This is a genomic window from Methylobacterium sp. ME121 (assembly GCF_000974725.1).
GTDB lineage: Bacteria > Pseudomonadota > Alphaproteobacteria > Rhizobiales > Beijerinckiaceae > Methylobacterium > Methylobacterium radiotolerans.
The window spans coordinates 528,740-555,646 of the sequence record NZ_BBUX01000001.1; the positions used below are offsets into that span (position 1 = coordinate 528,740).

The following is a 26,907-nucleotide window of genomic DNA, read 5'->3' on the forward strand; positions in this document are numbered from 1 at the left end:
AAAACCGGTTCTCCTGGTGGACCCAACTTTGGGTTAGTCCGCACCCGATGGGTCTGCCGGGCGACCTGTTCTGTCAAGCCGGCAACGCGGCGCGCCTGCGTTCACGATGAAGGGAAAGCGCGAGCGCGGCGGCGGCGGCGATTCCGACGCCGTAGGCGAGGAGATTCCACGGCGAGAAGATGGAGCCGAGGAGGAGCTGACCCGGCAGGGGCGTCCGGAAGGCGTCCAGGGCCGGCGTATGGACGAGCCGGCTGGTCTCGATGAGCGCGGCGGCCGCGAAGGCGGCGATCAGGCAGGTGCGCAGGCCCCAGCTGCCGGGTCGCAGGGCCGCGACCAGAAGGAACAGCATCGCCCCCCACAGGAGGCCGCCACCGTAATGGTGGATCGCGAGCGGCAGGCGCCAGGGCGGCACGCGCAGCAGCAATCCCAGGGCGATCACCGCGGCCGCGAGGCCGAGATGGGTCGCCCGCGCCAGCGGCAGAGTCCGCCGCGCCGGCGCCGTCGGCGCGATCGGCCAGGTCGCGATGCCGTTCGCCCGGGCGACCAGGGTGTAGGACACGATCATCAGCAGGAACCAGGACGAGAGCTTGGCCACCGGGACGACCGACCAGTGCTGCCGCTGACTCGGGTAGAGCCACGTGCCGGAGAGCGTGCCGAGATTCTCGGCGAACCAGATGAACAGCGCGACGAGCAGCAGGCCGAGCAGCAGCGGCATGGTGCGGTGTTCCCGCCAGACCTTGAAGTACACGGTCGCGGGGGCGAAGGCCGCGAACGCGACCGCGATGAGGCCGGCGCGCAGGTCGATGCCGCGGTGATCGATGAGGAAGTTGACGTAGATCGCCACTGACAGGACCGCGAGCAGGCGCAGGCTCGGGTGCCGGGTGAAACGGAAATCGAACAGGCGCCAGACGCGGGCAAGATAGCTGCCGACGGCCGCGTACATGAAGCCCGTGAACAGCGGGACGCCGCCGAGCCGAAACAGGTTCGCCTCCGGGTAGACCCAGCTGCCGATCGCGGTCTTGTGGATCTCCATCGCCGTGCCGATGACGTGGAAGACCAGGATCACACGGGCCTCCGACCACGTCTCCATCCGCAGCCGCAGCATCGCGACCTGGAGCAAGAGGGCGGCGAGGAACAGCGCGTCGTAGCGGGCGATCGGCGCGTGGGCCGGCCAGACGAGGCGCGTGCCGAGCATCAGCGCCAGAAGCAGGCCCCCGAACAGGCAGGCCCAGCCCTGCTTGAGCCCGAATCGGACGAATTCGTAGAGCCCGGCCGCGGCGCGGCCGCGCGCAAGCGCCGCCTCCTGGAGGCGGCCCTCGGCCGCGACGAAGCCGGCGAGCGCCGGCCACTGCGCCGCCGCACTGTCGCGCGCGCGCGGGATCGGGACCGGCGTTACGGACGGCTCCGCGTCCGGGTCTCGCTCGCGCGTCATGCCGGGCCCGGCACCGTGACGCGCCGCAGGGTGAGATTGCAGCGGCCGCCCGGCGGCAGGAACGCGGGGCCGTCCGCCGCAGCCAGCAGGTCGCCGTCCGCGTAGAGCCGGTCGATGCCGTGGAAGACCAGCCGCGACGCGCCGCCCATCACCAGCGCGTCGCCGGCCTGCAGGCGGATCGAGCGGGTCGGGCCCGACCGGCTCAAGCCGCCGTACCGGAACAGGGCCGCCGCGCCGAGGGACAGCGACACGACCGGCGCCGCGAGATCCGCCTCGTCGCGATCCTGGTGGAGGCCCATGCGGGTGCCCGGGGCGTAGAGGTTGATGAGGCAGGCTTCCGGCGGTGCCGGGTAGGCCGCGAGCGCCGCCCACGCCGCGCGGGCGGTCGGCGGCAGGGCCGGCCATGGCCGCCCGGTCTCGGGATGGTCCGGCTGGTAGCGGTAGCCCGCGACGTCCGAGACCCAGCCGAGCGGGCCGGCATTGGACATCCGGACCGAGAATGGCTTTCCGGTGCGGGGCATGCGCGGCGTGACGGGCGGTGCCTCGGCGAGGATCGCGGCGATCTCGGAGGCGAGCCGCGCACGGGCCGTCGCGTCGAGGAAGCCGGGGTGGTGCATCAGGCCCGGAGCGAGTTCCGTCGCCACTCAGCGGCCCGCGTCGACGTCCTGGTCCAGCACGGTCTTCGACGCGACCGTGGTGTCGGCGTTCAGGCGGTAGACCAGCGGCACGCCGGTCCGGATCTGGAGGTCCGGCACCTGCGCCTCGGTCAGGCCGTCGAGGACCATGACGAGGGCGCGCAGCGAGTTGCCGTGGGCCGCCACGAGGACCCGCTGGCCGGCCATCACGCGCGGGAGGATCGTCGCCACGTAGCAGGGCAGCACCCGCGCGGCCGTGTCCTTCAAGCTCTCGCCGCCGGGCGGCCGCACGTCGTAGCCCCGGCGCCAGGCGTGGACCTGCGCGTCGCCCCAGCGGGCGCGGGCCTCGTCCTTGTTGAGGCCGGAAAGGTCGCCGTAATCGCGCTCGTTCAGGGCGCGCTCGCGCAGGATCGGGATCTCGGAGAGGCCCATCTCCTCCAGCACCAGCGCGCAGGTGCGCTGCGCCCGGATCAGTGCGGAGGTGAAGGCCACGTCGAAGCCGTAGCCGTCCCGCTTCAGACCACGGCCGGCGGCCCGCGCCTCGGCGACGCCGCGCTCGGTCAGGTCCGGGTCGCGCCAGCCCGTGAACAGGTTCCGGAGGTTCCACTCGCTCTGGCCGTGCCGGACGAGGACGAGGAGCCGCTCCATCGCCGTCTCGCCGCCGGTCACAGGTCGAGCACGTCGGTCATGGTGTAGAGCCCCGGCGGCTTGGGATGGGCCCAGAGCGCGGCCTTGACGGCGCCCGTGGCGAACAGGCCCCGGTCGGCGGCGTGGTGGCTGATCGTCAGGCTCTCGCCGGTGCCGGCGAAGATCACGCTGTGATCGCCCACGACGCTGCCGCCCCGCAGGGTAGCGAAGCCGATGTCGCCCGGCCGGCGGGCACCGGTATGCCCGTCCCGGGTCGAGACCCGGACCGCCTTCAGGTCGACGCCGCGGCCCTCGGCGGCGGCCTCGCCCAGCATCAGCGCGGTGCCGGAGGGGGCATCCACCTTCATGCGGTGGTGCATCTCGGCGATCTCGATGTCGAACTCGTCGCCCAGGGCCTTGGCCACCCGGCGGACCAGGGCAGCCATCAGGTTGATGCCGAGCGACATGTTGCCGGACTGCACGATGCGGGCGTGGTAGGAGGCCGCCTTCAGCTTGGCGAAGTCCTCCTCCGACAGACCGGTCGTGCCGACGACGTGCACGATGCGCGCCTGGGCGGCGAGCTCGGCGAAGGCCACCGTGGCGGCCGGCGCGGTGAAGTCGAGGACGCCGTCGGCAGCCGCGAAGGCCGTGAGAGCGTCGTCGGTGACGGGCACGTCGAGGGGCGGCAGGCCGGCGAGCACGCCCGCGTCCTGGCCGAGCGCCGGCGAGCCGTCGCGCTCGATCGCCGCTGAGAGCGTGCAGCCCTCGGCCTGCGCCACCGCGCGGATCAGCATCCGCCCCATGCGCCCGTCGGCGCCGACTACCACGAGCCGCATTCCGTTCCCCAGCTAGCCGTCACACGCAGGCGGGAACAGGAGCGCGCCGGCCCCGCCCCTGCCCGCCACGCTGTCCGGGCGCCCGCTCCGCCGCGCGGGCGGCGGGAGCCCGGTCGCTCTCACTCCTTCTCGGGGGCGATCTGCTCGAGCCCGCCGATATGCTTCTGCGCGTAGAGCGGCAGGCCGATCTGCTTGATCAGCTCCAGCTGGGTCTCGAGGAAGTCGATGTGACCCTCCTCGTCCTCGGCCAGATCCTCGAAGAGGCGCTTGGACACGCGGTCGTTGATCGAGTCGCAGTACTTCGCGGCCTCGAGGTAGAGGCTGCGGGCCTCGTTCTCGGCGGCGAGATCGGATTCCAGGATCTCCTGGACATTCTGGCCGATCCGCAGCGGGTCGAGTTCCTGCAGGTTCGGGAACCCGTCGAGGAACAGGATCCGGTCGATGAACCGATCGGCGTGGTTCATCTCCTCGATCGATTCCTTGCGCCAGAACTTCGCCAGCTCGACGTAGCCCCAGTCATTGAGCATGCGGAAATGCAGCCAGTACTGGCTGACGGCGGTCAGCTCGCTGCGCAGGCCGCGATTCAGATACTCGATGACCTTGGTGTCGCCCTTCATGCCCCCGTACTCCTTACCGTGCTCTCAGGCGGGGGGTAGAAGCATCAGGCCGCGACTCCCTCATCCGCAGTTTGGAACTTCACCAAACTACACGCGCTGGCGCAAGCCGTCGTGCAAGCATGGCTGCTCTCCGCCGCCGCGGCCTCGCCCAACGCGTTCTGCATGATCGCCCGGATCGTGCGGGCGCAGCGCCCGCATTTCGGGCTGCAGCCGAGGCAGGCATAGACCTGCGCGGGCGTGCGCGGGCAGCCGGGTCCGGGCGCCAGGCAGCCGCGGACCGCGCCGTCCGATATGACGTTACAAGAACAGACGATCATGCGCGCCGCAAATCCCGTCATCCCCGTGCCCGCCGCGGTCGTCGACGACCGTCCGGAGCACCCGCGCCAGTTTAGAAGAGTTGAAAAGTAGCTGGCTTTTCAATACCTTATTGACCGCGGTCGACATGGCACCGCGGGTCGCGCGGGTCAAGGGCGTGCGATCTAAGTGTGCCCCAACTGTCAGGCGGGCCTTTAGCGGGCGAGCTCGCGCAGGCCGAGCCGGATGAGCACCTTGGCCTCGGCGCCCTCCCCCGCGCCCTTCAGCGCGGCCGCGATGGCGGCGGCGGCCTGGACCTGCGGGTAGCCGAGATTGACCAGGGCCGAGACGGCGTCCGTCACCGGCTGCGGGGCGGCGCCCTCCTCGACGGCGCCCGCGAGGGCGACCAGCGCCGGGTCGACGGGCGCGAAGGCCGGGGCCTTGTCCTTGAGCTCGGCGGCGAGCCGGGCGGCGAGGCGCGGCCCGACCCCCGGGGCCCGGCTGATCGAACCCTTGTCGCCGGTGGCGATGGCGCTCGCCAGCGCCTCGGGCTCGAGCACCGAGAGCACGCCGAGCGCCACCCGGGCGCCGACGCCCTGGACGGTCTGGAGCAGGCGGAACCACTCCCGCTCGGCGTCCGAGCGGAAGCCGTAGAGGCGGATCATGTCCTCGCGGACGTGGGTCTCGATCGACAGCTCTGCGGGCTCGCCGACCTTGGGCATGCGCTGCAGGGTCCGCGCCGAGCAGTGCACGATGTAGCCGACTCCAGACACGTCGAGGATCACGAAATCCTCGCCGAACGAGTCCACGACGCCCTTGAGCTTGCCGATCATGCCACGCCTGCCGCTGTCCCGGGTTGCCTACAGAACCGCGGCGGCCTCCGCCAGACGTGCTTGAGCGCGCAGGGAGATCATGAAATCACGGGCCCGCGCCGGCCGAGCTTGGCCGGTCACGGGGGGATGACATGCGCGCGCCACTTCTTGTCCTGATCGGCCTGCTCTGCGCCGGCCCGGCCCGGGCGGCGGACAACCCGGCGGCCCCGCCCGCACCGGTCGCCCCGAGCGCGGATCCGACCCAGGTCCGGCCCGGCAGCTACGTCCTCGATCCGGATCACGGCAAGGTCACGTGGTCGGTCTCGCATCTCGGCTACTCGACCTATTACGGCCAGTTCACCGGACTCAGCGGCACGCTCCAGCTCGACCCGAAGGCGCCGGAGAAGAGCCGCCTCGAGGTGACCGTGCCGCTCGGCGGCGTCATCACCGGCAGCGCGCGGCTGAACGAGCACCTCGCGGCCCCGGACTTCTTCGACACGGCCAAGTTCCCGACCGCCACCTTCACCGCCACCAAGGTCGAGCCCACCAGTCCGACGACCGCGCGGATCACCGGCGACCTCAACCTGCGCGGGACGGTCCGGCCGTTCGCGATCGATGCCACCTTCAACCAGGCCGGCATCCATCCGGTGGATCAGCGCTACACGGTGGGCTTCGACGGGCGCGCCGTCGTCAAGCGCTCGGATTTCGGCATCAACGCCTACCTGCCGCAGCTCGGCGACGAGGTCAGCCTGCGCATCGAGGGCGAGTTCAAGGCCGCGCCCTGACGGCCGGTCCGCCGGCCGGCCGCGAATTCTCCCGCGTGGCGATGCCGGGGGCGCCGGCGTCCCGCGGCGTCCGCGGCGGTGCCGGACCGCGGATGCGAGCCGGGGCGGCGGGTGACGCCCCGGCGCCGGGGGTGTAGTCAGCCGCCGTCGCGGCGCCGCGGCGAGGGGCGGACCTCACAGGTCCTCGTTCCTCACGGGCGACGCCCGACATTGTCCCGAGCGGGGCGCGCCACCGCGCCGATCGATGCTCACCCTGGAGGCCAGAGCCGTGCGGCGTGTCGGTGTCCCCACTCTTGCCCTGACGCTGTGTCTCGCGGGGACGGCCGCCGCGCAGGTGCCGGCGGCGCCCTCGCCCCTCGACAATTACGCGTCGGCGGCGGCCACGACCATCATCGCCGAGCAGGCCTGTCCGGGCGTGCAGGTCCGGGCCGGGCAGCTGACGACGCTCCGCCTCGCGGCCCGGGTCAATGCCGGGCAAGAGGCGATGCTGGAGGAGAAGCTGCGGACCCGCGCCACGCAGGTGCGCCAGCAGCTCGCCGCCGACGGCCGGGACACCTGGTGCGCGCAGGCGCTCGCCGCCTTCGGCCCTGAGGGAAGCGTCGCGAAGGGCATCCTGGCGAACGGCGCGCCGATCCGCTGACACCGCCCGGCAGGCCGCAGCGGATTGACACGGCGCCGCTGCGCCCGTACTGACCTCGCACGGCGCGCGGCCTCTGCTGGGGTCCGCGCGTTTCGCGTTGTCCGGGCCGAACGCCCGCGCAATGACTTCAAACAAGAAGCCGGTCCAGGGGCAGCCGTCCCGGAGGCCGTTCGAGAACACGAGAGAACGATGTTCGCAGTCATCAAGACGGGCGGTAAGCAGTACCGCGTCGCCGCCAACGACACCATCACGATCGCCTCCCTGGCAGGCGAGGCCGGCGAGGCCGTGACCTTCGGCGAGGTCCTCCTGTTCGCCGACGGCGCGGGCGCGACCCAGGTCGGCGCCCCGACCCTGTCGGGCATCAGCGTCACGGGCGAGATCGTGCGCCACGGCCGCGACAAGAAGGTCATCGCCTTCAAGAAGCGCCGCCGGCAGAACTCCCGCCGCAAGCGCGGCCATCGCCAGGACCACACGGTCGTGCGCATCACCGGCATTTCGGCCTGACGCACGCCAGACGCTGGGCGCGTACGGTCCCCTGAGAGGGATCGATCCGCGACCGCATCCAAGCCACTCAGAATTCGGAGCTCATCCCATGGCACACAAGAAGGCTGGCGGCTCGTCCCGCAACGGTCGCGACTCGGAAGGCCGGCGCCTCGGCGTCAAGAAGTTCGGCTCGGAGGCCGTGATTCCGGGCAACATCATCGTGCGTCAGCGCGGCACCAAATGGCATCCCGGCGCCAATGTCGGCATGGGCAAGGACCACACGATCTTCGCGCTGGTACCGGGCCATGTCCGCTTCGAGACGCGCCGCGGGCGCGCCTTCGTAGGTGTTACCCCGCTGGCCGAGGCCGCGGAATAAGAGGCGGGCGCCCTGAGTGGCGAAGCTGGCGTCCCGCCCGGTGTCCCACACCGGACCGGAGACGTCGTTGCCGAGCCCCTGACGGGCCAGGTCGAACGGAACACCGGGGAGGATGGGACGCCATCCTCCCCTTCGTCGTCTTGAGGCGGTGGCCCGGAGCCGGGAACGCCGCCCTGCGAGGGCACGATGTTCCCCGATCTGACCCGCGATGACGTTTTCCGGATCGAGACACGGCGGCTGTGGCTGCGCTGGCCGACAGCCAAAGACAGGGACGCGATCCTGAAGCTGGCCGGCGACCCGTCTGTGGCCGCGATGCTGGCGCGTGTGCCGCACCCGCTCCCGGCCCCGGCGGTGGACGCGTTCCTGCTGCAGGCGCGCTCGCAGAACGCCGCCGGGTCGGCGCTCACGCTCGCCCTCGCGCCTCGGGCGGCGCCGGGCAGCCTCATCGGTGTCATCAGCATCGAGGAGCGGACCGACGCGGCCCCGGAGCTCGGCTACTGGCTCGGGCAGCCCTACTGGGGCAGCGGCCTGATGGCCGAGGCCGTCACGGCCCTGTGCCACGCCTTCTTCGCCTATACCGGCGGGACGGAACTCGCCGCGTCCGCCCGCACGGTCAACCCCGCGTCCCGGCGCGTGCTGGAGACCTGCGGCTTCGTGCAGGCCGGCAGCGCGACCCGGCCGTTCCCGGCGCGCGGCGCGGATCTGCCGGTCGATCTCTTCAGCCTCGACCGGCGGCGCTGGCAGGCTTCGCCGTCGGAGCCGGCGATGACGCGGGCCGCCTGAGGCGGTCCCGCGGCGCCGGGGCTGGCCGGCGGCCGCTCACAGGGTGATGGTGCGGGTCGCGAATCCGCGCCCGACAAAGGATTCAGGTCGTGAAGTTCCTCGACGAAGCCAAGGTCTATGTCCGCTCCGGTGACGGCGGTCCCGGCTGCGTCTCGTTCCGGCGCGAGAAGTTCATCGAGTTCGGAGGACCGAACGGCGGCGACGGCGGCCGGGGCGGCGATGTCTGGGTGGAATGCGTCGAGGGTCTCAACACCCTGATCGACTACCGCTACCAGCAGCACTTCAAGGCCAAGAAGGGCGAGCACGGCATGGGCTCGAACTGCCACGGCGCCAACGGCGCCGACACGGTCCTGAAGGTCCCGGCCGGCACGCAGATCTTCTCCGAAGACGGCGAGACGCTTCTCGCCGACCTGACCGAGGTCGGCCAGAAGATCCGTCTCGCCAAGGGCGGCAACGGCGGCTTCGGCAACGCCTACTTCACGACGTCCACCAATCGCGCCCCGAAGCACGCCAACCCCGGCCAGGAAGGCCAGGAGATGTGGATCTGGCTGCGGCTCAAGCTGATCGCCGATGCCGGCCTCGTCGGCCTCCCGAATGCCGGAAAGTCGACCTTCCTGGCGAGCGTCACCGCGGCGAAGCCGAAGATCGCCGACTACCCGTTCACGACCCTGCATCCCGGCCTCGGCGTGGTGCGGTCGGACGGGCGCGAGTTCGTGCTCGCCGACATCCCGGGCCTGATCGAGGGCGCCCACGAGGGCGTCGGCCTCGGCGACAAGTTCCTCGCCCATGTCGAGCGCTGCCGGGTGCTGCTGCACCTCGTGGACGGCACGAGCGAGCATGCCGGCAAGACCTACAAGCTGGTCCGCGGCGAGATCGAGGCCTACGGCAACGGCCTCGCGGAGAAGCCCGAGATCGTGGCGCTCTCGAAGGCCGACGCCCTCGACGCCGACACGCTCAAGAGCCAGGTGGCGAAGCTGAAGCGCGCCGCCGGCCGCGCGCCGCTGATCCTGTCCTCGGCGAGCCGCAAGGGCGTTCCCGAGGCGCTGCGAGCGCTCCAAACCGAGATCGACGCCAGCGCCGAGGCCGAGCGGAAGCCGGTAGCCGCCTGGCAGCCGTAGCCCTCGACCGACTGTTCAAAGGGCGGCTCTTGGTTCACACCCGCCGTCGACGCGCCGTCCCGCAAGAATCATGATCCCTGCCCTCGAAGAATTTCGCCGTGTGGTCATCAAGGTCGGCTCGGCCCTGCTGGTCGACCGCAGTGCCGGCCGCCTGCGCCATGCCTGGCTCGCGGCGCTGGCCGAGGACATCGCGGAGTTGCACGGGCGCGGCGTCGACGTTCTGGTCGTGTCGTCCGGCAGCATCGCCCTCGGCCGGACGGTGCTGGGTTTGGCACCCGGCGTCCTGCGCCTGGAGGAGAGCCAGGGCGCGGCCTCGGTGGGGCAGATCACGCTGGCGCGCCACTGGGCCGAAGCTCTGGGCCATCACGGCATCGTCGCCGGCCAGATCCTCGTGACGCCGCAGGACACCGAGGAGCGCCGCCGCTACCTCAACGCCCGCGCCACCGTGCTGAAGCTCCTGGAGATGCGCGCGGTCCCGGTCGTGAACGAGAACGACACGGTGGCGACCTCGGAGATCCGCTACGGCGACAACGACCGGCTCGCCGCCCGGGTCGCCACCATGATCGACGCCGACGTGCTGGTGCTGTTCTCGGACATCGACGGCCTCTACACCGCGCCGCCCAAGAGCGATCCGGACGCCCGCCACCTCGCCGTGGTCGAGCGCATCACCCCGGAGATCGAGGCGATGGCCGGCGGCCCGGCCTCCGAGCTGTCGCGGGGCGGCATGCGCACCAAGGTTGAGGCCGCCAAGATCGCCGCCTCGGGCGGCACGCACCTGGTCATCGCGGACGGACGCGGGAAGAACCCGCTCAAGGCCGTGCGGGACGGCGCGCGCTGCACGTGGTTCCTGTCGGGCTCCACGCCGACGGCCGCCCGGAAGACCTGGATCGCCGGCTCCCTCGAGCCGCGCGGCACGCTGACGATCGACGCGGGTGCCGAGCAGGCGCTCCGGAGCGGGGCCAGCCTGCTCCCGGTGGGCGTGCGGGCGATCGAGGGCAGCTTCTCGCGCGGCGACGCCGTGATGATCCGCGATCCGGAGGGCCGGATCCTGGGCCGCGGCCTGGTGGCGTACGACAGCGCCGAGGCCGCGCTGATCATCGGTCATCCGAGCGCGCGCATTCCGGAACTGCTCAATTATCCCGGTCGCGCCTGGATGGTGCACCGCGATGACTTGGCACTGTTCTAGAAGTCGCGGACATAAGCTAATCTATATACAATTTTTCCTCTCAATTACCGTCACAATTCCCGGCCCGGCACTCTTGTCGGGACGGCGCTCGATGTGCAAATACGGCGCTTTCCCCCGTCCGGGTCGCGCGTGCGGCCGTCGACAACCGAGGACGCCAGCGTGCCCGTCCTGAACCTGAGATCGGACTTCGCCGAGGCCGATGCCCTCCCGGAGCAGATGGGGGCGATCGGCCGTCGCGCCCGGGCGGCGGCGCGGCGCATGGCGCTGGCCTCGGCGCGGACCAAGGACGCGGCGCTCAAGCTGATCGCCGAGCGGATCCGCGCGAGCCGCGACGAGATCCTGAGCGAGAACGCGCGGGACGTGGCCGCGGCCCGGAGCGCGGGTCAGACCGCCGCGCTGATCGACCGGCTCACCCTCGACCCTGGGCGCCTCGCGGCCATCGCGGACGCCGTCGAGAAGGTCGGGTCGCTGGCCGACCCGGTCGGTCGCCAGCTCGCCGCGATCGAGCGGCCGAACGGCCTGCTGATCGAGCGCATCGCGGTGCCGCTCGGGGTCGTCGGCGTGATCTTCGAGGCGCGGCCCAACGTGACGGCGGATGCCGGAGCGCTCTGCCTCAAGGCCGGCAACGCGGCGATCCTTCGCGCCGGTTCGGACAGCCATCGCAGCGCCATGGCGATCGCGAGGGCCATGAGCCGGGGGCTCGCCGATGCCGGCCTGCCGGAGGACGCGATCCAGCTGGTGCCGACCCGCGACCGCGCCGCGGTCGGGCTGATGCTCGCCGGCCTCGACGGCTGCGTGGACGTGATCGTCCCGCGCGGCGGCCGCGGCCTCGTGGAGCGCGTCCAGGCCGAGGCGCGCGTTCCGGTCTTCGCCCATCTCGACGGCATCAACCACGTCTACGTCGCCGCGGCGGCCGACCTCGACATGGCCCGCACCGTGCTGCTCAACAGCAAGATGCGCCGGACCAGCGTCTGCGGCGCCGCCGAGACCCTGCTGGTCGACCGTGCCTGCGCGGCGACGCACCTCGCGCCGCTGGTCCAGGCCCTGCTCGACGCCGGCTGCGCGGTCCGGGGCGATGCCGCGACGCGCGCGGTCGATCCGCGCGTGACGGCCGCTTCCGAGGAGGATTGGCACACCGAGTACCTCGACGCGATCATCGCGGTGCGGGTGGTGGACGGGATCGAGGCCGCCATCGAGCACATCGAGACCTACGGGTCGCATCACACGGACGCGATCATCACCGAGAACGACGCCGAGGCGACCCGTTTCCTGGCCGAAGTCGACTCGGCGATCGTCACGCACAACGCCTCCACGCAGTTCGCCGACGGCGGCGAGTTCGGCTTCGGGGCCGAGATCGGCATCGCCACGGGGCGGATGCACGCGCGCGGGCCGGTGGGCGTCGAGCAGCTCACCACGTTCAAGTACCGGGTCCACGGCACCGGCCAGATTCGCCCGTGATCCGACCTGAAGGTCCGGCGTGCGGCTGACCCTGCCGCCGAGCGCCCCCGGCATGCGGATCGGCCTCTACGGCGGATCCTTCAATCCGGCCCATCTAGGCCACCGGCACGTGACCCTCTCGGCCCTGCGGCGGCTCGGGCTCGATCGCGTCTGGTGGCTGGTGAGCCCGGGCAATCCGCTGAAGAGCCGGAGCGCCCTCCCCTCCGTCGCAGCGCGGTGCGCCCAGGCGCGCGAGATCGCCCGGCACCCCCGGATCGCCGTGACAGGGATCGAGGCGGCGCTCGGCGTCCGCTTCACGGTCCAGACGCTGCGGTTCCTCACGCGCCGGTGTCCGGGCGTCCACTTCGTCTGGATCATGGGGGCCGATTCCCTCGGCACCTTCCATCGCTGGAAGGGTTTCGCCGAGATCGCGCGACTCGTGCCGATCGCCGTCATCGACCGGCCCGGCTTCACCATGACGCCGCTGAGCGCCCGGGCCGCGCAACGCCTCGCCGACGCCCGGGTCCCCGAGGCGGCGGCATCGACACTCGCGCTACGGTCGCCGCCGGCCTGGGTGTTCCTCCACGGGCCCCGCTCGACCCTCTCGTCCACGCAGATCCGCGCGCGCGCGGGCGCGCCGACGCCGCGACCGCAGCCTGCGCGGTTGCAATCGGGGCGCGATACCGCCAATTTCACCTGATCCCGCAAGGCCCGACGTCGCCGTGCGGCAGAACGAGGAACCAGGACTCTGCCCGAGACCAGTCGCACGGAGACGATCCGCACCCCCGTCCAAGCCCCGGTCGAAGCCGGTCAGGCGCGCTCGGACGATCTGAAGGCACTCGCCCTCGAATGCCTCGACGACATGAAGGCCGAGGAGACGATCGCGATCGATCTGGCCGGCAAGACCTCGCTCGCCGACACGATGATCATCACGTCGGGTCGCTCGCAGCGGCACGTCGGGTCGATCGCCGACAAGATCATCCAGGAGATGAAGAACCGCGGCTTCGGCAATGCCCGGGTCGAGGGCATGCCGGCCTGCGACTGGGTGCTGATCGACGCCGGCGACGTGCTGGTGCACATCTTCCGCCCCGAAGTCCGCGGCTTCTACAATCTCGAGAAGATGTGGGGCGCCGACCGTCCCGTCGGGCTCGCGGCCGGCTAGGCCGGACCGAGGTCCATGCGCCTGATCCTGGCCGCGGTCGGACGGCTGAAGGCCGGGCCGGAGCGCGAGCTCGCGTCACGATATCGCGACCGCGCCGCACAACTCGGACGCGGCCTCGGCTTCCCGTCCTGCGACAACGTCGAGATTCCGGAATCCCGGGCCCGTCGCGCCCCCGACCGGTGCGCCGAGGAGGCGGCGGCGCTCGCGACCTATCTGCCCTCCGGCGGAGTCCTCGTCGCCTACGACGAGCGCGGCCGGGCCGATCTCGGCAGCGAGGCCCTGGCAGAACGCGTCGCCGGCTGGCGCGATGCGGCCCGGCCGGCGCTGGTCGTGACGATCGGTGGGCCGGACGGGCTGGACGCCTCAATTCGGACGCGGGCCGAGTTGATCCTGTCGTTCGGGGCCGCCACCCTGCCCCACGGACTCGTTCGCGTGCTCGCCCTCGAACAACTCTATCGCAGCCTCACGATCCTGGCCGGACACCCCTACCATCGCGGTGAGGCGGGCTGAACGGCCGTGGGGAAGTCCGAGACCGAGGCCGAGTCCAACCCCGTGCCGCGGCGCGGACGCGCGGCATTCGCCCTGCTGGCCGTGCTGTCGATCACCGTGGCCGCGCGCGCCGAAGCCCCGAAGCCCACGGACCCCGAGGCGATACAGCGGGCCAACGAGGAGCGGGAGCGCCGGGCCGAGAACCTGAAACGCGTGCAGGACGCCCTGGCCGCCAGCGCCGGACAGCGCGCGCAGTTCGAGGCCGAGATCGCCGCGATCGGGTCTGACCGCGCGAAGCTCGACACAGCCCTCCTCGACGCGAACCGGCAGGCGCAGGCGACGGAAGATCGCCTGAGCCGCCTCGAGGAGCGCCTGAAGGCGATGAGCGAGAGCGAGGCCGCGATCCGGCACTCGCTGCAGGGTCGGCGCGGCATCGTCGCCGAGATCCTGGCGGCGCTCCAGCGCATGGGCCGTCGTCCGCCACCGGCCGTGCTGGTGAGTCCCGAAGACGTGCTGGCCGCGATCCGGACCTCGATGCTGCTCGGCGCGGTGGTGCCGGAATTGCGCGGTGAGGTCGACACGCTCGCGGCCGATCTAGCGGAAATGATCAGGCTGCGCGGTTTGATCGCGCAGGACAAGGAAGGGCTCTCGAGCGATCTCGCCGGCTGGGCGAGGGAGCAGCAGCGCCTCCAGGCCCTCGTCGCGGCCCGACGCGCACGGCAGGCGGAGGTTGAGAGCGGCCTGACCGCCGAACGGCGCCGGGCCACCGAGCTCGGGGCGCAGGCCAAGACCCTGAAGGATCTGCTCGACCGCACGGAGGCGGAGGTCGCGGCGGCGAAGCGCTCCGCCGAGGAGGCCAAGGCCGCCGCGGAGCGCGAAGTGCGCATCACCCAGGAGCGGTTCGCCGCGGCCGGCTTCCGCGATCCCGCGCGGCTGGCCCCCAAGGTGCACTTCGCCGAGGCACGGGGCGAAGTGCCGCGGCCGGTGAGCGGTCGCGTCGCACGGGGCTTCAACCAGCCCGATGGCAATGGGGGGACGACGCGCGGCGTGTCGTTCACGACCCGCCCGAAGGCTTCGGTCTCCTCCCCGGCCGACGGGTGGGTGCAGTTCGCCGGGCCGTTTCGGTCCTATGGCCAACTCTTGATCATCAACGCGGGCGACGGCTACTATCTTCTGCTCGCGGGAATGGACCAGATCAGCGTCGAGGTCGGTCAGTTCGTGCTCGCGGGCGAACCGGTCGGCAGCATGGGCGACAAGGGTGCGGGTCCCGGCGGGTCCGAGGGTGATCCCACGCTCTACGTCGAGTTCAAGAAGGACGGCGGCTCCATCGATCCGGAGCCGTGGTGGGCGAAGAGCCCGAATAATACGGTACTTGGCGAGAAGGTTCGCGGCTGATGCGCAAGACTTCCCTGATCATGCTCGGCGCCTTCCTCGGTGCCGGAACGTCCATGGTGGCGACCCAGACCGACTTCCTGTCGGGTCCGCGGGCCGTGGCCGCCTCGGCCGAGACCTACCGCCAGCTCAGCCTGTTCGGCGACGTCTTCGAGAAGGTCCGCACCGACTACGTCGAGAAGCCGGACGAGTCGAAGATGATCGAGGCGGCCGTCAACGGCATGCTGACGTCGCTCGATCCGCACTCGAGCTACATGGACGCCAAGGCGTTCCGCGACATGCAGACCACCACCCGCGGCGAGTTCGGCGGGCTCGGCATCGAGGTCACGATGGAGGACGGCCTGATCAAGGTCGTCACGCCGATCGACGACACCCCCGCGGCGAAGGCGGGCCTGCTCGCGAACGACATCATCACGCAGATCGATGACGACCAGGTCCAGGGCCTCACCCTGAACCAGGCGGTCGACAAGATGCGCGGCCCGGTGAACTCGAGCGTGAAGCTCAAGATCACCCGCAAGGAATCGAAGGATCCGATCGACGTCACGCTCACCCGCGACGTCATCAAGATCAAGCCGGTGCGCTCGAAGATCGAGGGCGGCGACGTCGCCTATATCCGCCTCACCCAGTTCAACGAGCAGACCTTCGACGGCATGCGGGCCGCGATCGACAAGCTCACCGGCGAGATCGGTGCCGACAAGATCAAAGGCTACATCGTCGACCTGCGCAACAACCCGGGCGGCCTGCTCGATCAGGCCGTGATGGTCTCGGACGCCTTCCTCGATCGCGGCGAGATCGTCTCCACCCGCGGCCGCAACCCGGACGAGACCCAGCGCTTCTCCGCCAAGGCGGGGGATCTGACCAAGGGCAAGCCCATCGTGGTGCTGGTCAACGGCGGCTCCGCCTCGGCCTCCGAGATCGTGGCCGGCGCCCTCCAGGATCACAAGCGCGCGACCATCATGGGGACGCGCTCCTTCGGCAAGGGCTCGGTGCAGTCGATCATCCCGCTCGGCGGCTCCGGCGCCCTCCGGCTCACCACGGCGCGCTACTACACGCCGTCGGGCCGCTCGATCCAGGCCAAGGGCATCGAGCCGGACGTCGAGGTCACGCAGGACGTCCCGGACGAGCTCAAGGGCAAGGACGAGACGAAGGGTGAGGCCGGGCTCAAGGGCCACCTGAAGCAGAAGGACACCGACGAGCGCGGCGGATCCTCCGCCTACGTCCCGCCGGACCCGGCCAAGGACAAGCAGCTGATCTCGGCCGTCGACTTCCTCCACGGCATCCAGAAGGGCGCCGCCAACGGGACGCCCGCGCCGCAGCAGCAGAAGCCGAGCCTGCCGAACTGATCACGCGGCCTCGCGCTGCGCCAGGACCCGATCCCGCCCGGCCACCCCCCGGGCGGGATTTCCCGTTCTGGGACCGGGCATTAGCGGAACGTTAACCATACCCGGCCGCAATGGATCCGAGGGTTGGGACCGCGCCGACCGGCGCAGGAACCGCGATCCCGTATCGAGAGCCGCTTGACCGAGTCCACCGACGATATCCTCACGCGCCCCCTCGGGGTGCCGGAGGCGGCGCCGGCGCAGCCCGAAGGCCGGATCGGACGCCTCGTCGCGGCTGGCCGCCGGCCCCGGGTCGCGGCCGCCGCGCTCGCGGCCAGCTTCGTGGTGGCGGCCGGCCTGGTGCTCGCGCTGGGGGACCCACACGGCGGTGAGCCCCGCGTCCAGGTGGCGATCACGATGCGCGAACCCGCGGCCCGCCCGGCCGCGCAGGCGCCAGCCGCACAGCAGCCCCAGGTGATCACGACGGAACCCGGAACCGCGCCGCTCCAGCGCAGTGCCGAGGAGGTCGAGACCGCCTCCGGCGTCACGGTCGTGCGCCCGGCCGGCAGCGGGCCGAGCGAGGCGGTGGTGATCCGTGTGCCGCCGCCGAGCGCCCCCCGTCTCGCCCAGGCCCCGGATCCGCGGATCAGCGAATCCGGCCGCCACGGTCTCATGCCGAAGCTGGGCGAGGGCCGCATCCGCGCCCTCGACGTGTACGCCCGATCGGAAGAGGCCGGCTCGGGGCCGCGCATCGCGATCGTGGTGACCGGTCTCGGTGTCGGCCAGGCCGCCACCGCCGGCGCCACCGCGCGCCTGCCCGCCGCCGTGAGTCTCGCCTTCCTGCCCTACGGCGGCGAGGTCGAGCGCGCCGCCGCGCGCGCCAGGGACGCGGGCCACGAAGTGTTCCTGCAACTCCCGATGGAGCCCTTCGACTATCCCGACAGCGACCCGGGCCCGCAGACGCTGCTCACCGCGTTGAAGGGGCTGGAGAATGCCGATCGGCAGGCCTGGGCGATGGCGCGCTTCCCGGGCTATGTCGGCGTCGTGAACTACATGGGCTCGAAGCTCATGGCCGATGCGGCGTTCGAGCCGGTCCTGCGCGAGATCGGCGCCCGCGGTCTGGGGTTCCTCGACGACGGCACGGCTCCGAAGCCCGCGGTCGCGCCCGCCAACAAGGGGAAGACGCCGGTCGCCCGCGCCGAGATCGTCCTCGACGCCACGCCGCGCGCCGACGCGATCGACGCCGCACTCGCCCAGGCCGAGGCTCGGGCCCGCGCCAACGGCTTCGCCCTGGTCTCGGCGACCGGAACACCGCTGAGCGTCGATCGGATCGCGCGCTGGGCGAAGGAGATCGAGTCCCGCGGGCTGCGCCTCGTGCCGGCGAGCGTGGCGCTGCGCGGCGCCCGCGACAAGCGAGTCTCCACGGCTGATTGAACGCGACCGTGTCGAAAGTCAGCGCAAGTAGATCCGGCACCGTCCGGATCGGTGAAGACTTGGTCGACGTTGCCGCCTCGCCCACCCCTGACCTATGGTCGCCGCGATGGTAACGGATTCGGACCCAGGCACTGCCCTGCCCTATCGCCCCTGCGTGGGCATCGCCCTGATCGCGCCGTCGGGCGGCGTCTTCGTCGGGCGTCGCAGCAAGGAGGCGGGTCCCGAGCACGTCGACGGTCCGCACATGTGGCAGATGCCGCAGGGCGGCATCGATCCCGGTGAGGATGCGGAAGCCGCCGCACGGCGCGAGCTCTACGAGGAGACCAACGTCCCGCCGGAGGCGGTTAAGCTCCTCGCCGAGATCCCGGACTGGCTGCCCTACGACCTGCCCCCGGCGGTGATGAAGCAGGCCTGGAAGGGCCGCTACCGTGGCCAGACGCAGAAATGGTTCGCCTACGGCTTCGTCGGCAGCGAGGACCTGATCGACGTGCTCCGGCCCGGCGGCGGCGCTCACAAGGCGGAATTCGACGCTTGGCGCTGGGCGCAACTCTCCGAACTTCCGGACCTGATCGTCCCATTCAAGCGGCCGGTCTACGAGCGGGTCGTCGCGGCCTTCTCCGGCCTCGATCGCTGGGCGGCGCGGTCATGACCGCGCGGACGGGGCGCTGAGGCCGTGCGCTGGCTCGCGGTCCCGGTCGCTCTCGCCCTGGCGTGGCTCGCCTTCACGATGAGCCCGCTCTGGTCGCTCTACGACCTCGCTCAGGCGGTGCGTCGGCACGACGCCGCCTATGTCGAGAGTCACGTGAACTTCAGGACGCTGCGGCTGTCGCTGGTCCGGCAGATCACCGCCGCGATGCGCGCGGCCTCTGAGAGCGATCCCGACCTGGAGCCGCGCGACCGCCAGCGCCTGAACGACGCCGCCTACGGGCTCGCCCTGGCGCTCGCCGAGACGATGGTGACGCCGGAGACGGTGATGGATCTGCTGGCCAACGGCTGGCCCGACAAGCTCGACGTCGAGCGGCCGGACGGCACCCGGCCTGAGGGCTTGGTCATCCGCGGCCTCGGGCGGCTCATACCCTACTACGCGGCTCTGGAGATGCGCGGCTTCCGCGCGGTCGTGATCCCGATCCCGCCGGAGGGGCCCCGCCCGGAACGCACGCGGATCCGGCTGCGGCTGCGCGGCCTGAGCTGGCGCCTCGTGGATATCGAGATGGCCGACATGCTGCGCGAGCAGATCGCCGCCAAGCTCAGCCGCGCGCTGGCGCGCGCCAAGATCGGCGCCAGCGCCGGCGAGGAGCGCTGACGGGCGCCGCGCCCCGGACGGCCGCGGCTCGCTACTTCGCCTTCGGGGCGCCCGCCGCGTCCTTGGGCTCGCGCGCCTCGATCAGGTCCTCGGCCTTCTCCTCGTCGGTGTCGCCGCTCTGCTCGATGGTCTTGCTCGGATTGGCCAGGAGGGAGCGCACGATCCCGAGCAGGACCTCGCACTCGCCCGGAAACTTGTAGCTCTCGAGGACGATGGCGGCGTCGCGCAGGGTCCGGAGGTCGCGGACCAGCTGCGCGTTAGCGTCCTCGCGGAGCTCGCTCTTCTTGGCGATCGCCTCCTCGATCTGCGCGCCCTTCACGTCGCAGGCGGCCCGGGCCGGCGATGCGGCGACCGCGGCGGCGAGCGCGAGGCCGATTGCGGGAAGAGAGCGCCACATGGCGGGTATCCTCGAAGATCCAATTCAGAAGGTGTGCACGGGCGCGGTGCGCAGGACGTCCTGCGTTAGCGCCACGAGCTGGCTCGGGCGGTACGGCTTCGGCACGAAGACCGAGCCCGGAACCGCCTCGCAGGCCGCCAGGGAAGCCCGGCCCCCGGAGGTGTAGACGACCGGGAGGTCGGGCGAGAGCCGGCGGGCGCACCGGGCGAGCGACAGGCCGTCCGTGTTGCGGGCCAGATCGATATCGGTGAAGAGCAGGTCGACGCTCTCCCGGGACAGGATCGCCTCGGCCTCCCAGGCATCGGCGGCGGTGAGCACCCGGTACCCCTCGTCGAGGAGCGCCTCGGCGGCCAGCTCGCACACGGTCGGCTCATCCTCGACGACCAGGATCGTGGCGACGCCCCGGTCCGGGACAGGCAGGGTCGGGCAGACGAAAGCGGCGGCGAACGGAACCATGACGCAACTCCCACTCACCCGGCGGGGGCACGATGTCCCCGAGCCGGATCGCTGGGGCAACGGCCCCTTCCGACGCGGCGTTCACCGTGTTTGCATCGAATTGCTCGGGTTTGGTGAGCGGCGCGTTAACCGCGGCCCGGCGTCCGTGAACGAAGGCGTTCGAATGGTTAACGGAGCGTTACCGGCCCGCGACGGCGAGGCCGAACGGTGAATCGCCGCTGGCAGCTGGGCGTCGGCCTGCTCCTCACCGGTATGGCGGGCTACGTCGACGCCCTCGGCTTCGTGAGACTGGGCGGCCTCTACACGTCGTTCATGAGCGGCAACACCACGCAGCTCGCCGTTCTCGGCGCCCAGGTCGAGCTGCACCGCATGATCCTCCCCGCGATCCTGATCCTCGCGTTCCTCACGGGATCGGTCCTGGGGAGCGGGCTGGCGATCCTCGTGCCGCCGCGGTGGACGACGCCGGCGGTCCTCGCCTACGAGTCCCTGCTGATCCTCGCCGGTCTGGGACTCGGCCTCCAGTCGCCCGAACTCGGCCTCGCGGCCTTCTTCGTCGCCGTGGCGATGGGATCCCAGAACGCGGTGCTGGCGCAGGTGAAGGGGTTCCGGGCCGGCACGACCTTCGTGACCGGCGCGCTCTTCAGCCTCGGCCAGAAGATCGCGCAGGCCCTGACACGCACCGGGGATCCTCTCGGCTGGCTCGGCGACGCCTCCGTCTGGATCTCGCTGCTGTTCGGCGCCTATCTGGGCGCGCACGCCTACCAGCAGGTCGGCCTGTACGCGCTGATCGCCCCGGCGGCGATCTCGGGCGGGCTGGCGATGATTACCGCGTTCCTGGTCTTGCGCACCGCGCCGCCGGCCGCGAAGGTCCCCCCGACATGAGCAGCCCCGTCAGCAACCCGTCCCTCACCAGTCACGTCGCCGCGCTGGAGCCCGGCGAGCACGTGCTCGCCGCGCACTTCCTCAAGGACGTGCCGGCCCTGGCGCTCAGCGACGGCACGGTCGCGCTGGTGCGGGCGGACGGGATCGCGCGCGTCGCCGCGCATCCCGACAGCGGGATCCTCGTCGCGGCCGGCGGTGTCGACCGGCTGGTCACGGGGGGCGACGACGGGCGCGTGGTGGCGATCCGCGCCGACGGGGCGATGGAGCAGCTCGGCCTCGCCAAGGGCGTTGCCTGGATCGACGCGCTGGCGGTCCATCCCGACGGTGGCGTGGCGTGGTCGGCCGGCCGCTCCGTCGTGGCCCGGGACGCCAAGGGCCGCGAGAAGACCTTCGAGGCGCCGTCCTCCGCGCGCGGCCTCGTCTTCGCGCCCAAGGGGTACCGGCTGGGTGTCGCCCACTACAACGGCGTGAGCCTCTGGTACCCCAATCTGGAGACGCCCGCCGAGGTGGTCACCTGGAAGGGCTCGCATATCGACGTGACGTGGTCGCCGGACGGGCGCTTCGTGGTGTCGACCATGCAGGAGAACAGCCTGCACGGCTGGCGCCTGCAGCCGGACCGCGGCCACATGCGGATGTCGGGCTATCCCGGCAAGGTCCGCTCCATGTCGTGGTCGTTCGACGGCAACTGGCTCGCCACGAGCGGGGCCGAGGCGGCGATCGTGTGGCCGTTCGACTCCAAGGAGGGTCCGACCGGCAAGGCGCCGCGCGAATGCGGCGTCCGCCCCGCCCGCGTCTCCCGGGTGGCGTTCCACCCGAAGGCGCCGGTGCTGGCCATGGGCTACGAGGACGGCTGCATCCTGCTCGTCCGCTTCACCGACGCGGCCGAGCTGCTGGTGCGCCCCGCCGTCCAGGGAAGCGGCGTGACGGCGCTCGGCTGGGACGCGCGCGGCGGCCGGCTGCTGTTCGGCTGCACCGACGGCAAGGCCGGCCTCCTGACGCTGCCGGGCTGAGCCCACGGAGGCGAGCGTCGTCGCGCCCGCGGCTGGAACCGGGGCCCCGTGCGTGCTCTTTGTCGGGGGTCGATTCCCCGCCGGAGGCCAGACATGTTTCGCGTGTTCCGCACCTTCGGCCTCGCCCTCGGCCTGCTCGGAGGCGTGGTCGCCGCGCAGGCCCCCGAATTCGCACAGCAATACGCGCAGCGCCTCGGCGGCGCCGCCGACGAACTCCGTCGGCAGGTGGCGGTCCTCGAATCCGACGCGCAGGCCACCGGCACGACGCGCGAGGGCGCCGTCGACCGGCTGCGCGCCAGCCCGGACCAGCTCGTCGCCCGCCGCGGTGAGGCCGCCCAGGCCGACATCGCCCGTCTCGCCCGCCTGAGCGCCCAGCAGCAGGCCCTGGCCGCGGCGACGAGCCCCCTCGGCCGGGTGGTGGCGATGCTGCGCGATCCCGACCTGCCGGTGGCCGAGGCCGCCTACCGCGAGTTCCGCCCGGCCGTACCCACGAGCGCCGACGGCCTCGCCGCGGGTCTGATCGGTTTTTTTGTCGCGTGGGGTGGCTGGCGCGTCGCCTCGGATGTCGGCCGACGAGCGGTCCGTCGGCGCCCGCGGGAATCCGCGACCGCGGCGTGAGCGCGGTTCGCGCGGGCAAGACTGTGGCGCAACGTCTACAGCGGCTTGCGCGAGCCTTGCGTATCGAGCAGGGATCCGGCCGTCCCGGTCCGGGAGAAGGCGCAAGATGCCGCGCGCGTCGAACTCCACCACCATCGATCCGGCGCTCGACGCCGCCGCGCTGCTGCGGCGTATCGGCTTCTTCGGCCTGTTCGTGGTTCTCCCGGTCCTGGCGCAGGTCGCGCGCCGCGCTTCGGTGATCCTCGCGCCGATCGCCGTGATCCTCCTGATCATCGCCAGCGTCATCGACCGGCGGCAGCGCCCGGTCCGCCCGGCGACCTACCGTCTCCTGACCGCTCCGGCCTTCCTGGCCGGCATGCTGGTCGTGCTGTGGTCGGCCCTGTCGCTCACCTGGACGCCCTTCCTCGGGCCCGCGCTGGAGCGGCTCGCCAATCTCGGCGCAACGATCGGCCTCGCCCTCCTGGGCTACCTCGCCCTCCCCGACCGGATGCGCTCGGCGAATCTCTACCTCCTGCCGCTCGGCGTCGTGGCGGGGGCGATCGTGGCGATCATGCTCGGTCTGTTCGGCGCCCACCTCGCGCCGTCCGGCGTCGAGGATGACGGCGCGCTCGATCGCGGCCTTGTCCTGCTCATCCTGCTGCTCTGGCCGGCCCTCGCGTGGCTGCGATCCCGCCGCCGGGACCGAGAGGCGCTGGGCCTCGCGCTGCTGGTCGCCCTCGCCCTCACGGTCCAGCCGGACGGGACCCAGATCGCCGCCCTGTCGGTCGGCGCCGTCGCCTTCGCCCTGACGAGCTACCGCCAGGGGCTCGGCGTGATGCTCACCGCCACCCTCTCGGCCGCCCTGCTGGCCGCGGCGCCGCTGCTGCCCTTCCTGGCGCGGCCGGTGGGGGCCGCGCTGCTCGGGCCGGTCGCCCCCGCGGTGCTGTCGCTGAAGAGCTGGCAGAAGGTCGTGACCTCCGATCCGGTGCGGCTGATCACCGGGCACGGCTTCGAGACGGCCCTGCGCGGACGGCTGGTCGGCCTGCTGCCGGCCAACGCGCCGACCACGGCGCTCTTCGAGTTCTGGTACGAGCTCGGCATCGTCGGCGCGCTCGCCGCCGCCTTCGCCCTCTACGCCTCGATCCGGCGGGCCGGCCGGGACGGCCCGGCCCTGGTGCCCGGCGCGATGGGCTGCTTCGCGGCCGCCTTCACGGTGGCCTGCCTGAGCGTGGGGCTGACCGCGGTGTGGTGGCTGACCACCCTCGCCATCGCCATCGTGGTCTTCGTCGCGGTGGAGCGCGGCCAGTTCCGGACCAGTCGGCCGAAGGTCGCCAAGCTGCACCGCCTGCAGACGCGGGGGGAGTGAGCGGTCAGGCGCGCAGGAAGCCGTGCAGGCGGATCCAGGCCAGGAACAGGCCGGGCCACGCCGCCGCGGGTGTGCCGGGCGCGCCGAGGCCGAAGCCGTGGCCGCCGCGCTCGAACAGGTGCAGCTCGGCCGGGACCCGCGCCTTCCGCAGCGCCGAGAACATCAACAGCGGATGGTCGGCCACGGCGACGGGATCGTCGATCGCCTGGACCAGGAAGGTCGGCGGCGTCTCCGGCCCGACCTGCAGGTCCACCGAGTAGGTCTTCATCTCGTCGGGGGTGACGTCGTCGCCGACCAGGATGCGGCGGGTCGCGGTCCGGTCGAACGGCTTGCGCATGGTGATCACCGGGTAGATCAGACCGGCCAGCGCGGGCCGGATCGGCTGGGCGTCGGTCGCGTCGACGCCCGCGTACAGGTCCCGGGCGCTCCCGACCGCGGTCTCGCCCATCAGGTGGCCGCCCGCCGAGAAGCCGAGGACGCCGACCCGCGCGGGATCGATGCCGAACTCCGCGCCGCGTGCCCGGACCAGCCGGAGGGCGCGCTGTGCGTCCTGACGCGGCGCGTCCGGTCCCGAGCCCCACCCCTCCGCCGGCAGGCGGTAGACGAGGAGGAAGACGGTGACGCCGGCGGCGTTCAGGACGCGGCCGACCGGGACGCCCTCGTTGCCGATGGCGATGAACTCGTACCCGCCACCGGCCGCGACGATCATCGCGGCGCCGTTGGGATTGGCCGGCCGCATGACCAGCAGACAGGGTCGCGACACGCGCGTGATGTCGCCGAACGTCCCCTCGACGTAGCGGTAGCCGTCCGCGTGCGGTCCGTCACCGCCGCCCGGCGGCGCGCCGGGCCACAGCTCGATCACCTGCAGATCCGCGCCGGGGAGCGAGCGTGGCAGCGCCCGGACCGACTCGTGCGGGAGGGGTGGCGGTGCCGTCTCCGCGGCCCCTCCCGCCCCGGTACCGCGCAGCCCGAGGGCGCTTCCGAGACCGGCGAGCAGGAAACGGCGGTCGAGGCGCAAGGGCATCTCCCGGATGCGGCCGCGAGCGGGACCGCCGCGCGGCGAACCCGGCTCCTGCAGGAGCGCGGGTGCAACGCCCGTCGGAGCGGCACGGGTTCCGTCGCGGCGGCGCGCCTCAGCCCTTCCGCGCGATGACCGCGACGTAGAAGCCGTCGGTCCCGGTCCGCAGCGGACTCATCTGGATCCCGTGGGCCGTTTTCCGCACCGCTGCCCGGAGCGACTCCGGTCCTGCCGTCAGCACCTCATCGGCGGGGACGACGTCGAAGCGGCCGCGCCAGCCCGACAGGAGGCCGGAGACGGCCGCGTCGTTCTCGGCCGAGAGCAGCGAGCAGGTGATATAGACGATCCGCCCGCCGGGCCTGACGAGCCGCGCCGCCCGATCGAGGACCTGGGCCTGCTCGGTGGTCCGCAGCGCGAGGCTCCCGGGCCGCAGCCGCCACTTGGCATCGGGATTCCGGCGCCACGTGCCGGACCCGGTGCAGGGCGCGTCGACCACGACCCGGTCGACCTTGCCGTCGAGATCCGCGAGGACATCGGCCCGCGCCTTGCCGCTGCGCGGGGTCCGCACCTCGGCCTGCGCACCGGACCGGCGCAGGCGCTCGTGGATCGGCGCGAGCCGGCGCGGATCGCCGTCGGTGGCGATGAGGCGGGCGCCGTTCCCGGTCTCAGCCGCGAGCGCCAGGGTCTTGCCGCCGCCGCCCGCGCAGAGGTCGACGATGGTCTCCCCGGCGCGGGGCGCGGCGAGGAGCGCGGCGAGCTGCGAACCCTCGTCCTGGATCTCGTACCAGCCCTCCAGGAACTCCGCCTCGACGTGGAGCGCCGGACCGCGGCCGTCGGCGCCGATCGGGACGCGGAGGCCCGCCGGCGCGTGCGGTGTCGGCGCCGCGTCGAAGGCCGCGAGCGCCGGCAGGATCGCGTCGCGGTCGCCGCGCAGGGCGTTCACTCGGATATCGAGGGGCGCCCGCCGCGCCAGCGCCTTCAGCTCCGGGACGAGGTCTTCGCCGAGCGTGGCCGCGAGGTCCGGGAGCACGAAGGCCGGGGCGTCCCCCGCCACTTCCGGAGGCGCGTCCTGCAGCGACCCGCCGTCGAGGCGCGCGCGCTCGTCGTCGCTGAGGGGGGCCGGCGCGAAGCGCTCGCCGGTGAACAGGTCCGCGACCGAAGCGGCGGCGAGTCCCTGCTGGAGGCGCAGCGTCCCGATCAGGATGGCGCGCGGCGTGTCCGCGCCCATGATCCAGGCCGCCGAGGCCCGCCGCCGCAGGGCGTCGTAGACGAGGCTGGCGATGCCCGCGCGGTCGCCCGAGCCGGCGAAGCGGTGGGCGAGGCCCCAGTCCTTGAGGGCGTCGGCGGCCGGTCGACGGCGCTCGGCGATATCGGTCAGGACTTCGATGGCGGCAGAGCAGCGAGCGGCGGGTGTCAGGGGTCAGATCCTCCGGAATGCGTCGACGACGACGTGAAACGGCCACGCTTGGCCCACGATGCCGCCACGTTACGGCCGAGCTTCCTGCACCTTCGCGGCGCAGACCGTGCTGCGGGCGGCTCGCCGTGCGGGCCGCCGCGTGTCGTATGGCATCCGCCCGCGCCGGACCAGACCGGTCCGTCGCCGGGCGCATCCCGGGAGTACCCAGCCCATGACGTCCACCGTTCGCGTCGCCCTCGCGGCCCTGGTCACCGCCACGCTCGCCGCCTGCGCGAGTGCGCCCGCCGCCCAGCCGGAGCTGACGCCGGTGCCGCGTCCGCGCGTCGATGCCAAGACGCAGCTGGAATACGGCAACCCGCCCCCGCCGCCCGGCCGCTACTGAGACGTCCGCGCGGGGTGCGGTTCAGGCCGCTTCCCGCGCCCGGCGGGCCTCGTACGCCTTGAGGCCCGTGTAGACCGCGGTCAGGAGCGGGAACGGCACTTCCGGTGCCAGCCGCTCGCCGCGGGCGATCAGGTCGCCGATCACGTGGTCCGCCTCGATCCGGCCCTGTTCTCGATGTCGCGCAGCATCGAGGCCGTGAACGGTCGACCCCGCGCCGTCAGC

32 protein-coding genes and 1 pseudogene are annotated in these 26,907 nt (G+C 72.2%); 21 read left to right on the top strand and 12 right to left on the bottom strand.

Annotated features, from left to right (window positions below; genetic code table 11):
• Positions 1–73: 73 nt before the first annotated feature.
• From ME121_RS02345 to ruvA, 7 genes are all read right to left on the bottom strand, one after another.
• Entirely contained in the window at positions 74–1,432 is a 1,359-nt protein-coding gene (locus ME121_RS02345) for a DUF817 family protein (protein WP_059408264.1), read from the bottom strand.
• The gene (locus ME121_RS02350; RefSeq protein ID WP_024827868.1) at positions 1,429–2,076 is read right to left on the bottom strand and encodes an alpha-ketoglutarate-dependent dioxygenase AlkB family protein; all 648 of its coding nucleotides are present in this window, start codon (positions 2,074–2,076) and stop codon (positions 1,429–1,431) included. The genes ME121_RS02345 and ME121_RS02350 overlap by 4 nt, the downstream gene beginning before the upstream one ends.
• Positions 2,077–2,715 carry a 2,3-bisphosphoglycerate-dependent phosphoglycerate mutase gene (locus tag ME121_RS02355; RefSeq protein WP_012317141.1) on the bottom strand — a complete coding sequence of 213 codons (639 nt, stop codon included), beginning with the start codon at positions 2,713–2,715 and terminating at the stop codon, positions 2,077–2,079.
• A 17-nt stretch (positions 2,716–2,732) separates the two neighbouring features.
• The gene (dapB, locus tag ME121_RS02360; protein ID WP_012317140.1) at positions 2,733–3,530 is read right to left on the bottom strand and encodes a 4-hydroxy-tetrahydrodipicolinate reductase; all 798 of its coding nucleotides are present in this window, start codon (positions 3,528–3,530) and stop codon (positions 2,733–2,735) included.
• A gap of 119 nt (positions 3,531–3,649) precedes the next feature.
• Positions 3,650–4,147, bottom strand: coding sequence for a bacterioferritin (gene bfr / locus ME121_RS02365; RefSeq protein WP_012317139.1), 498 nt, complete (start codon positions 4,145–4,147; stop codon positions 3,650–3,652).
• Positions 4,148–4,191: 44 nt separating this feature from the next.
• Positions 4,192–4,464 (bottom strand): (2Fe-2S)-binding protein, encoded by a 273-nt coding sequence (locus ME121_RS33150; RefSeq protein WP_076729208.1) that lies wholly within the window; start codon positions 4,462–4,464, stop codon positions 4,192–4,194.
• 192 nt (positions 4,465–4,656) lie between these two features.
• Complete coding sequence (gene ruvA / locus ME121_RS02370) at positions 4,657–5,274, bottom strand: Holliday junction branch migration protein RuvA (RefSeq protein ID WP_024827869.1); 618 nt, start codon at positions 5,272–5,274, stop codon at positions 4,657–4,659.
• A 131-nt stretch (positions 5,275–5,405) separates the two neighbouring features.
• Between ruvA and ME121_RS02375 the strand changes: the two genes are divergently transcribed.
• From ME121_RS02375 to ME121_RS02450, 16 genes are all read left to right on the top strand, one after another.
• A complete protein-coding gene (locus tag ME121_RS02375) occupies positions 5,406–6,038 on the top strand; it encodes a YceI family protein (protein ID WP_012317136.1) in 633 nt (210 codons plus the stop codon).
• A 268-nt stretch (positions 6,039–6,306) separates the two neighbouring features.
• Positions 6,307–6,678, top strand: coding sequence for a hypothetical protein (locus ME121_RS02380; RefSeq protein ID WP_245337808.1), 372 nt, complete (start codon positions 6,307–6,309; stop codon positions 6,676–6,678).
• 189 nt (positions 6,679–6,867) lie between these two features.
• Positions 6,868–7,182 (top strand): 50S ribosomal protein L21, encoded by a 315-nt coding sequence (gene rplU / locus ME121_RS02385; RefSeq protein WP_010683509.1) that lies wholly within the window; start codon positions 6,868–6,870, stop codon positions 7,180–7,182.
• Positions 7,183–7,270: 88 nt separating this feature from the next.
• Positions 7,271–7,537 carry a 50S ribosomal protein L27 gene (rpmA, locus tag ME121_RS02390; RefSeq protein WP_012317134.1) on the top strand — a complete coding sequence of 89 codons (267 nt, stop codon included), beginning with the start codon at positions 7,271–7,273 and terminating at the stop codon, positions 7,535–7,537.
• A 186-nt stretch (positions 7,538–7,723) separates the two neighbouring features.
• Positions 7,724–8,320 carry a GNAT family N-acetyltransferase gene (locus tag ME121_RS02395; protein ID WP_012317133.1) on the top strand — a complete coding sequence of 199 codons (597 nt, stop codon included), beginning with the start codon at positions 7,724–7,726 and terminating at the stop codon, positions 8,318–8,320.
• Between the two features lie 89 nt (positions 8,321–8,409).
• The gene (obgE, locus tag ME121_RS02400; protein ID WP_012317132.1) at positions 8,410–9,438 is read left to right on the top strand and encodes a GTPase ObgE; all 1,029 of its coding nucleotides are present in this window, start codon (positions 8,410–8,412) and stop codon (positions 9,436–9,438) included.
• Between the two features lie 70 nt (positions 9,439–9,508).
• A complete protein-coding gene (proB, locus tag ME121_RS02405) occupies positions 9,509–10,624 on the top strand; it encodes a glutamate 5-kinase (RefSeq protein WP_029359076.1) in 1,116 nt (371 codons plus the stop codon).
• A 159-nt stretch (positions 10,625–10,783) separates the two neighbouring features.
• Positions 10,784–12,082, top strand: coding sequence for a glutamate-5-semialdehyde dehydrogenase (locus tag ME121_RS02410; RefSeq protein WP_043072912.1), 1,299 nt, complete (start codon positions 10,784–10,786; stop codon positions 12,080–12,082).
• 19 nt (positions 12,083–12,101) lie between these two features.
• Positions 12,102–12,761 carry a nicotinate-nucleotide adenylyltransferase gene (locus tag ME121_RS02415; protein WP_076729212.1) on the top strand — a complete coding sequence of 220 codons (660 nt, stop codon included), beginning with the start codon at positions 12,102–12,104 and terminating at the stop codon, positions 12,759–12,761.
• Positions 12,762–12,890: 129 nt separating this feature from the next.
• Positions 12,891–13,223 (top strand): ribosome silencing factor, encoded by a 333-nt coding sequence (gene rsfS, locus ME121_RS02420; protein WP_085985303.1) that lies wholly within the window; start codon positions 12,891–12,893, stop codon positions 13,221–13,223.
• A gap of 15 nt (positions 13,224–13,238) precedes the next feature.
• Complete coding sequence (rlmH, locus tag ME121_RS02425; protein WP_012317127.1) at positions 13,239–13,733, top strand: 23S rRNA (pseudouridine(1915)-N(3))-methyltransferase RlmH; 495 nt, start codon at positions 13,239–13,241, stop codon at positions 13,731–13,733.
• 42 nt (positions 13,734–13,775) lie between these two features.
• The gene (locus tag ME121_RS02430) at positions 13,776–15,107 is read left to right on the top strand and encodes a murein hydrolase activator EnvC family protein (RefSeq protein ID WP_041372452.1); all 1,332 of its coding nucleotides are present in this window, start codon (positions 13,776–13,778) and stop codon (positions 15,105–15,107) included.
• Positions 15,107–16,447 carry a S41 family peptidase gene (locus tag ME121_RS02435; RefSeq protein ID WP_012317125.1) on the top strand — a complete coding sequence of 447 codons (1,341 nt, stop codon included), beginning with the start codon at positions 15,107–15,109 and terminating at the stop codon, positions 16,445–16,447. The genes ME121_RS02430 and ME121_RS02435 overlap by 1 nt, the downstream gene beginning before the upstream one ends.
• Before the next feature lie 174 nt (positions 16,448–16,621).
• Positions 16,622–17,857, top strand: a complete 1,236-nt coding sequence (locus tag ME121_RS02440; protein ID WP_043072911.1) for a divergent polysaccharide deacetylase family protein — start codon at positions 16,622–16,624, stop codon at positions 17,855–17,857.
• Positions 17,858–17,951: 94 nt separating this feature from the next.
• Positions 17,952–18,506, top strand: coding sequence for an RNA pyrophosphohydrolase (locus tag ME121_RS02445; RefSeq protein WP_012317123.1), 555 nt, complete (start codon positions 17,952–17,954; stop codon positions 18,504–18,506).
• Between the two features lie 24 nt (positions 18,507–18,530).
• Positions 18,531–19,160 (top strand): DUF2939 domain-containing protein, encoded by a 630-nt coding sequence (locus ME121_RS02450; RefSeq protein WP_029359079.1) that lies wholly within the window; start codon positions 18,531–18,533, stop codon positions 19,158–19,160.
• A 31-nt stretch (positions 19,161–19,191) separates the two neighbouring features.
• Here ME121_RS02450 and ME121_RS02455 read toward each other — a convergent pair whose 3' ends face one another.
• Together ME121_RS02455 and ME121_RS02460 are read right to left on the bottom strand one after the other, a co-directional pair.
• Entirely contained in the window at positions 19,192–19,557 is a 366-nt protein-coding gene (locus ME121_RS02455) for a hypothetical protein (RefSeq protein ID WP_012317121.1), read from the bottom strand.
• A 24-nt stretch (positions 19,558–19,581) separates the two neighbouring features.
• Positions 19,582–20,013, bottom strand: a complete 432-nt coding sequence (locus tag ME121_RS02460; RefSeq protein ID WP_024827877.1) for a response regulator — start codon at positions 20,011–20,013, stop codon at positions 19,582–19,584.
• A 207-nt stretch (positions 20,014–20,220) separates the two neighbouring features.
• Between ME121_RS02460 and ME121_RS02465 the strand changes: the two genes are divergently transcribed.
• The 4 genes from ME121_RS02465 (at position 20,221) to ME121_RS02480 (ending at position 23,868) form a co-directional block, all read left to right on the top strand.
• Complete coding sequence (locus ME121_RS02465; protein WP_058607562.1) at positions 20,221–20,895, top strand: YoaK family protein; 675 nt, start codon at positions 20,221–20,223, stop codon at positions 20,893–20,895.
• Positions 20,892–21,905 (top strand): WD40 repeat domain-containing protein, encoded by a 1,014-nt coding sequence (locus ME121_RS02470; protein ID WP_059408265.1) that lies wholly within the window; start codon positions 20,892–20,894, stop codon positions 21,903–21,905. The genes ME121_RS02465 and ME121_RS02470 overlap by 4 nt, the downstream gene beginning before the upstream one ends.
• Positions 21,906–21,998: 93 nt before the next feature.
• Positions 21,999–22,523 (top strand): DUF2937 family protein, encoded by a 525-nt coding sequence (locus ME121_RS02475; RefSeq protein ID WP_024827879.1) that lies wholly within the window; start codon positions 21,999–22,001, stop codon positions 22,521–22,523.
• A 106-nt stretch (positions 22,524–22,629) separates the two neighbouring features.
• Positions 22,630–23,868, top strand: a complete 1,239-nt coding sequence (locus tag ME121_RS02480; protein WP_058607565.1) for a hypothetical protein — start codon at positions 22,630–22,632, stop codon at positions 23,866–23,868.
• A gap of 4 nt (positions 23,869–23,872) precedes the next feature.
• Here the strand turns inward: ME121_RS02480 and ME121_RS02485 are convergent, their stop codons facing one another.
• The gene (locus tag ME121_RS02485; protein ID WP_029359083.1) at positions 23,873–24,886 is read right to left on the bottom strand and encodes an alpha/beta hydrolase; all 1,014 of its coding nucleotides are present in this window, start codon (positions 24,884–24,886) and stop codon (positions 23,873–23,875) included.
• A gap of 115 nt (positions 24,887–25,001) precedes the next feature.
• Positions 25,002–26,303, bottom strand: coding sequence for an RsmB/NOP family class I SAM-dependent RNA methyltransferase (locus ME121_RS02490; protein WP_059408266.1), 1,302 nt, complete (start codon positions 26,301–26,303; stop codon positions 25,002–25,004).
• 211 nt (positions 26,304–26,514) lie between these two features.
• Between ME121_RS02490 and ME121_RS33155 the strand changes: the two genes are divergently transcribed.
• Positions 26,515–26,685, top strand: a complete 171-nt coding sequence (locus ME121_RS33155) for a hypothetical protein (RefSeq protein ID WP_012317113.1) — start codon at positions 26,515–26,517, stop codon at positions 26,683–26,685.
• 21 nt (positions 26,686–26,706) lie between these two features.
• On the opposite strand, the pseudogene ME121_RS33160 reads toward ME121_RS33155, so the two are convergent.
• Positions 26,707–26,907 (bottom strand): annotated as a pseudogene (locus ME121_RS33160) (ketopantoate reductase C-terminal domain-containing protein); the annotation flags it as partial.

Bases quoted from the DNA above. Each gene is read 5' to 3' on its own strand.
- ME121_RS02345 (WP_059408264.1), bottom strand. From the start codon at position 1,432: ATGACGCGCGAGCGAGACCCGGACGCGGAGCCGTCCGTAACGCCGGTC.
- ME121_RS02355 (WP_012317141.1), bottom strand. From the start codon at position 2,715: ATGGAGCGGCTCCTCGTCCTCGTCCGGCACGGCCAGAGCGAGTGGAAC.
- dapB (WP_012317140.1), bottom strand. From the start codon at position 3,530: ATGCGGCTCGTGGTAGTCGGCGCCGACGGGCGCATGGGGCGGATGCTG.
- bfr (WP_012317139.1), bottom strand. From the start codon at position 4,147: ATGAAGGGCGACACCAAGGTCATCGAGTATCTGAATCGCGGCCTGCGC.
- ME121_RS33150 (WP_076729208.1), bottom strand. From the start codon at position 4,464: ATGATCGTCTGTTCTTGTAACGTCATATCGGACGGCGCGGTCCGCGGC.
- ruvA (WP_024827869.1), bottom strand. From the start codon at position 5,274: ATGATCGGCAAGCTCAAGGGCGTCGTGGACTCGTTCGGCGAGGATTTC.
- ME121_RS02375 (WP_012317136.1), top strand. From the start codon at position 5,406: ATGCGCGCGCCACTTCTTGTCCTGATCGGCCTGCTCTGCGCCGGCCCG.
- rplU (WP_010683509.1), top strand. From the start codon at position 6,868: ATGTTCGCAGTCATCAAGACGGGCGGTAAGCAGTACCGCGTCGCCGCC.
- rpmA (WP_012317134.1), top strand. From the start codon at position 7,271: ATGGCACACAAGAAGGCTGGCGGCTCGTCCCGCAACGGTCGCGACTCG.
- ME121_RS02395 (WP_012317133.1), top strand. From the start codon at position 7,724: ATGTTCCCCGATCTGACCCGCGATGACGTTTTCCGGATCGAGACACGG.
- proB (WP_029359076.1), top strand. From the start codon at position 9,509: ATGATCCCTGCCCTCGAAGAATTTCGCCGTGTGGTCATCAAGGTCGGC.
- rlmH (WP_012317127.1), top strand. From the start codon at position 13,239: ATGCGCCTGATCCTGGCCGCGGTCGGACGGCTGAAGGCCGGGCCGGAG.
- ME121_RS02435 (WP_012317125.1), top strand. From the start codon at position 15,107: ATGCGCAAGACTTCCCTGATCATGCTCGGCGCCTTCCTCGGTGCCGGA.
- ME121_RS02445 (WP_012317123.1), top strand. From the start codon at position 17,952: ATGGTCGCCGCGATGGTAACGGATTCGGACCCAGGCACTGCCCTGCCC.
- ME121_RS02455 (WP_012317121.1), bottom strand. From the start codon at position 19,557: ATGTGGCGCTCTCTTCCCGCAATCGGCCTCGCGCTCGCCGCCGCGGTC.
- ME121_RS02460 (WP_024827877.1), bottom strand. From the start codon at position 20,013: ATGGTTCCGTTCGCCGCCGCTTTCGTCTGCCCGACCCTGCCTGTCCCG.
- ME121_RS02470 (WP_059408265.1), top strand. From the start codon at position 20,892: ATGAGCAGCCCCGTCAGCAACCCGTCCCTCACCAGTCACGTCGCCGCG.
- ME121_RS02475 (WP_024827879.1), top strand. From the start codon at position 21,999: ATGTTTCGCGTGTTCCGCACCTTCGGCCTCGCCCTCGGCCTGCTCGGA.
- ME121_RS02480 (WP_058607565.1), top strand. From the start codon at position 22,630: ATGCCGCGCGCGTCGAACTCCACCACCATCGATCCGGCGCTCGACGCC.
- ME121_RS33155 (WP_012317113.1), top strand. From the start codon at position 26,515: ATGACGTCCACCGTTCGCGTCGCCCTCGCGGCCCTGGTCACCGCCACG.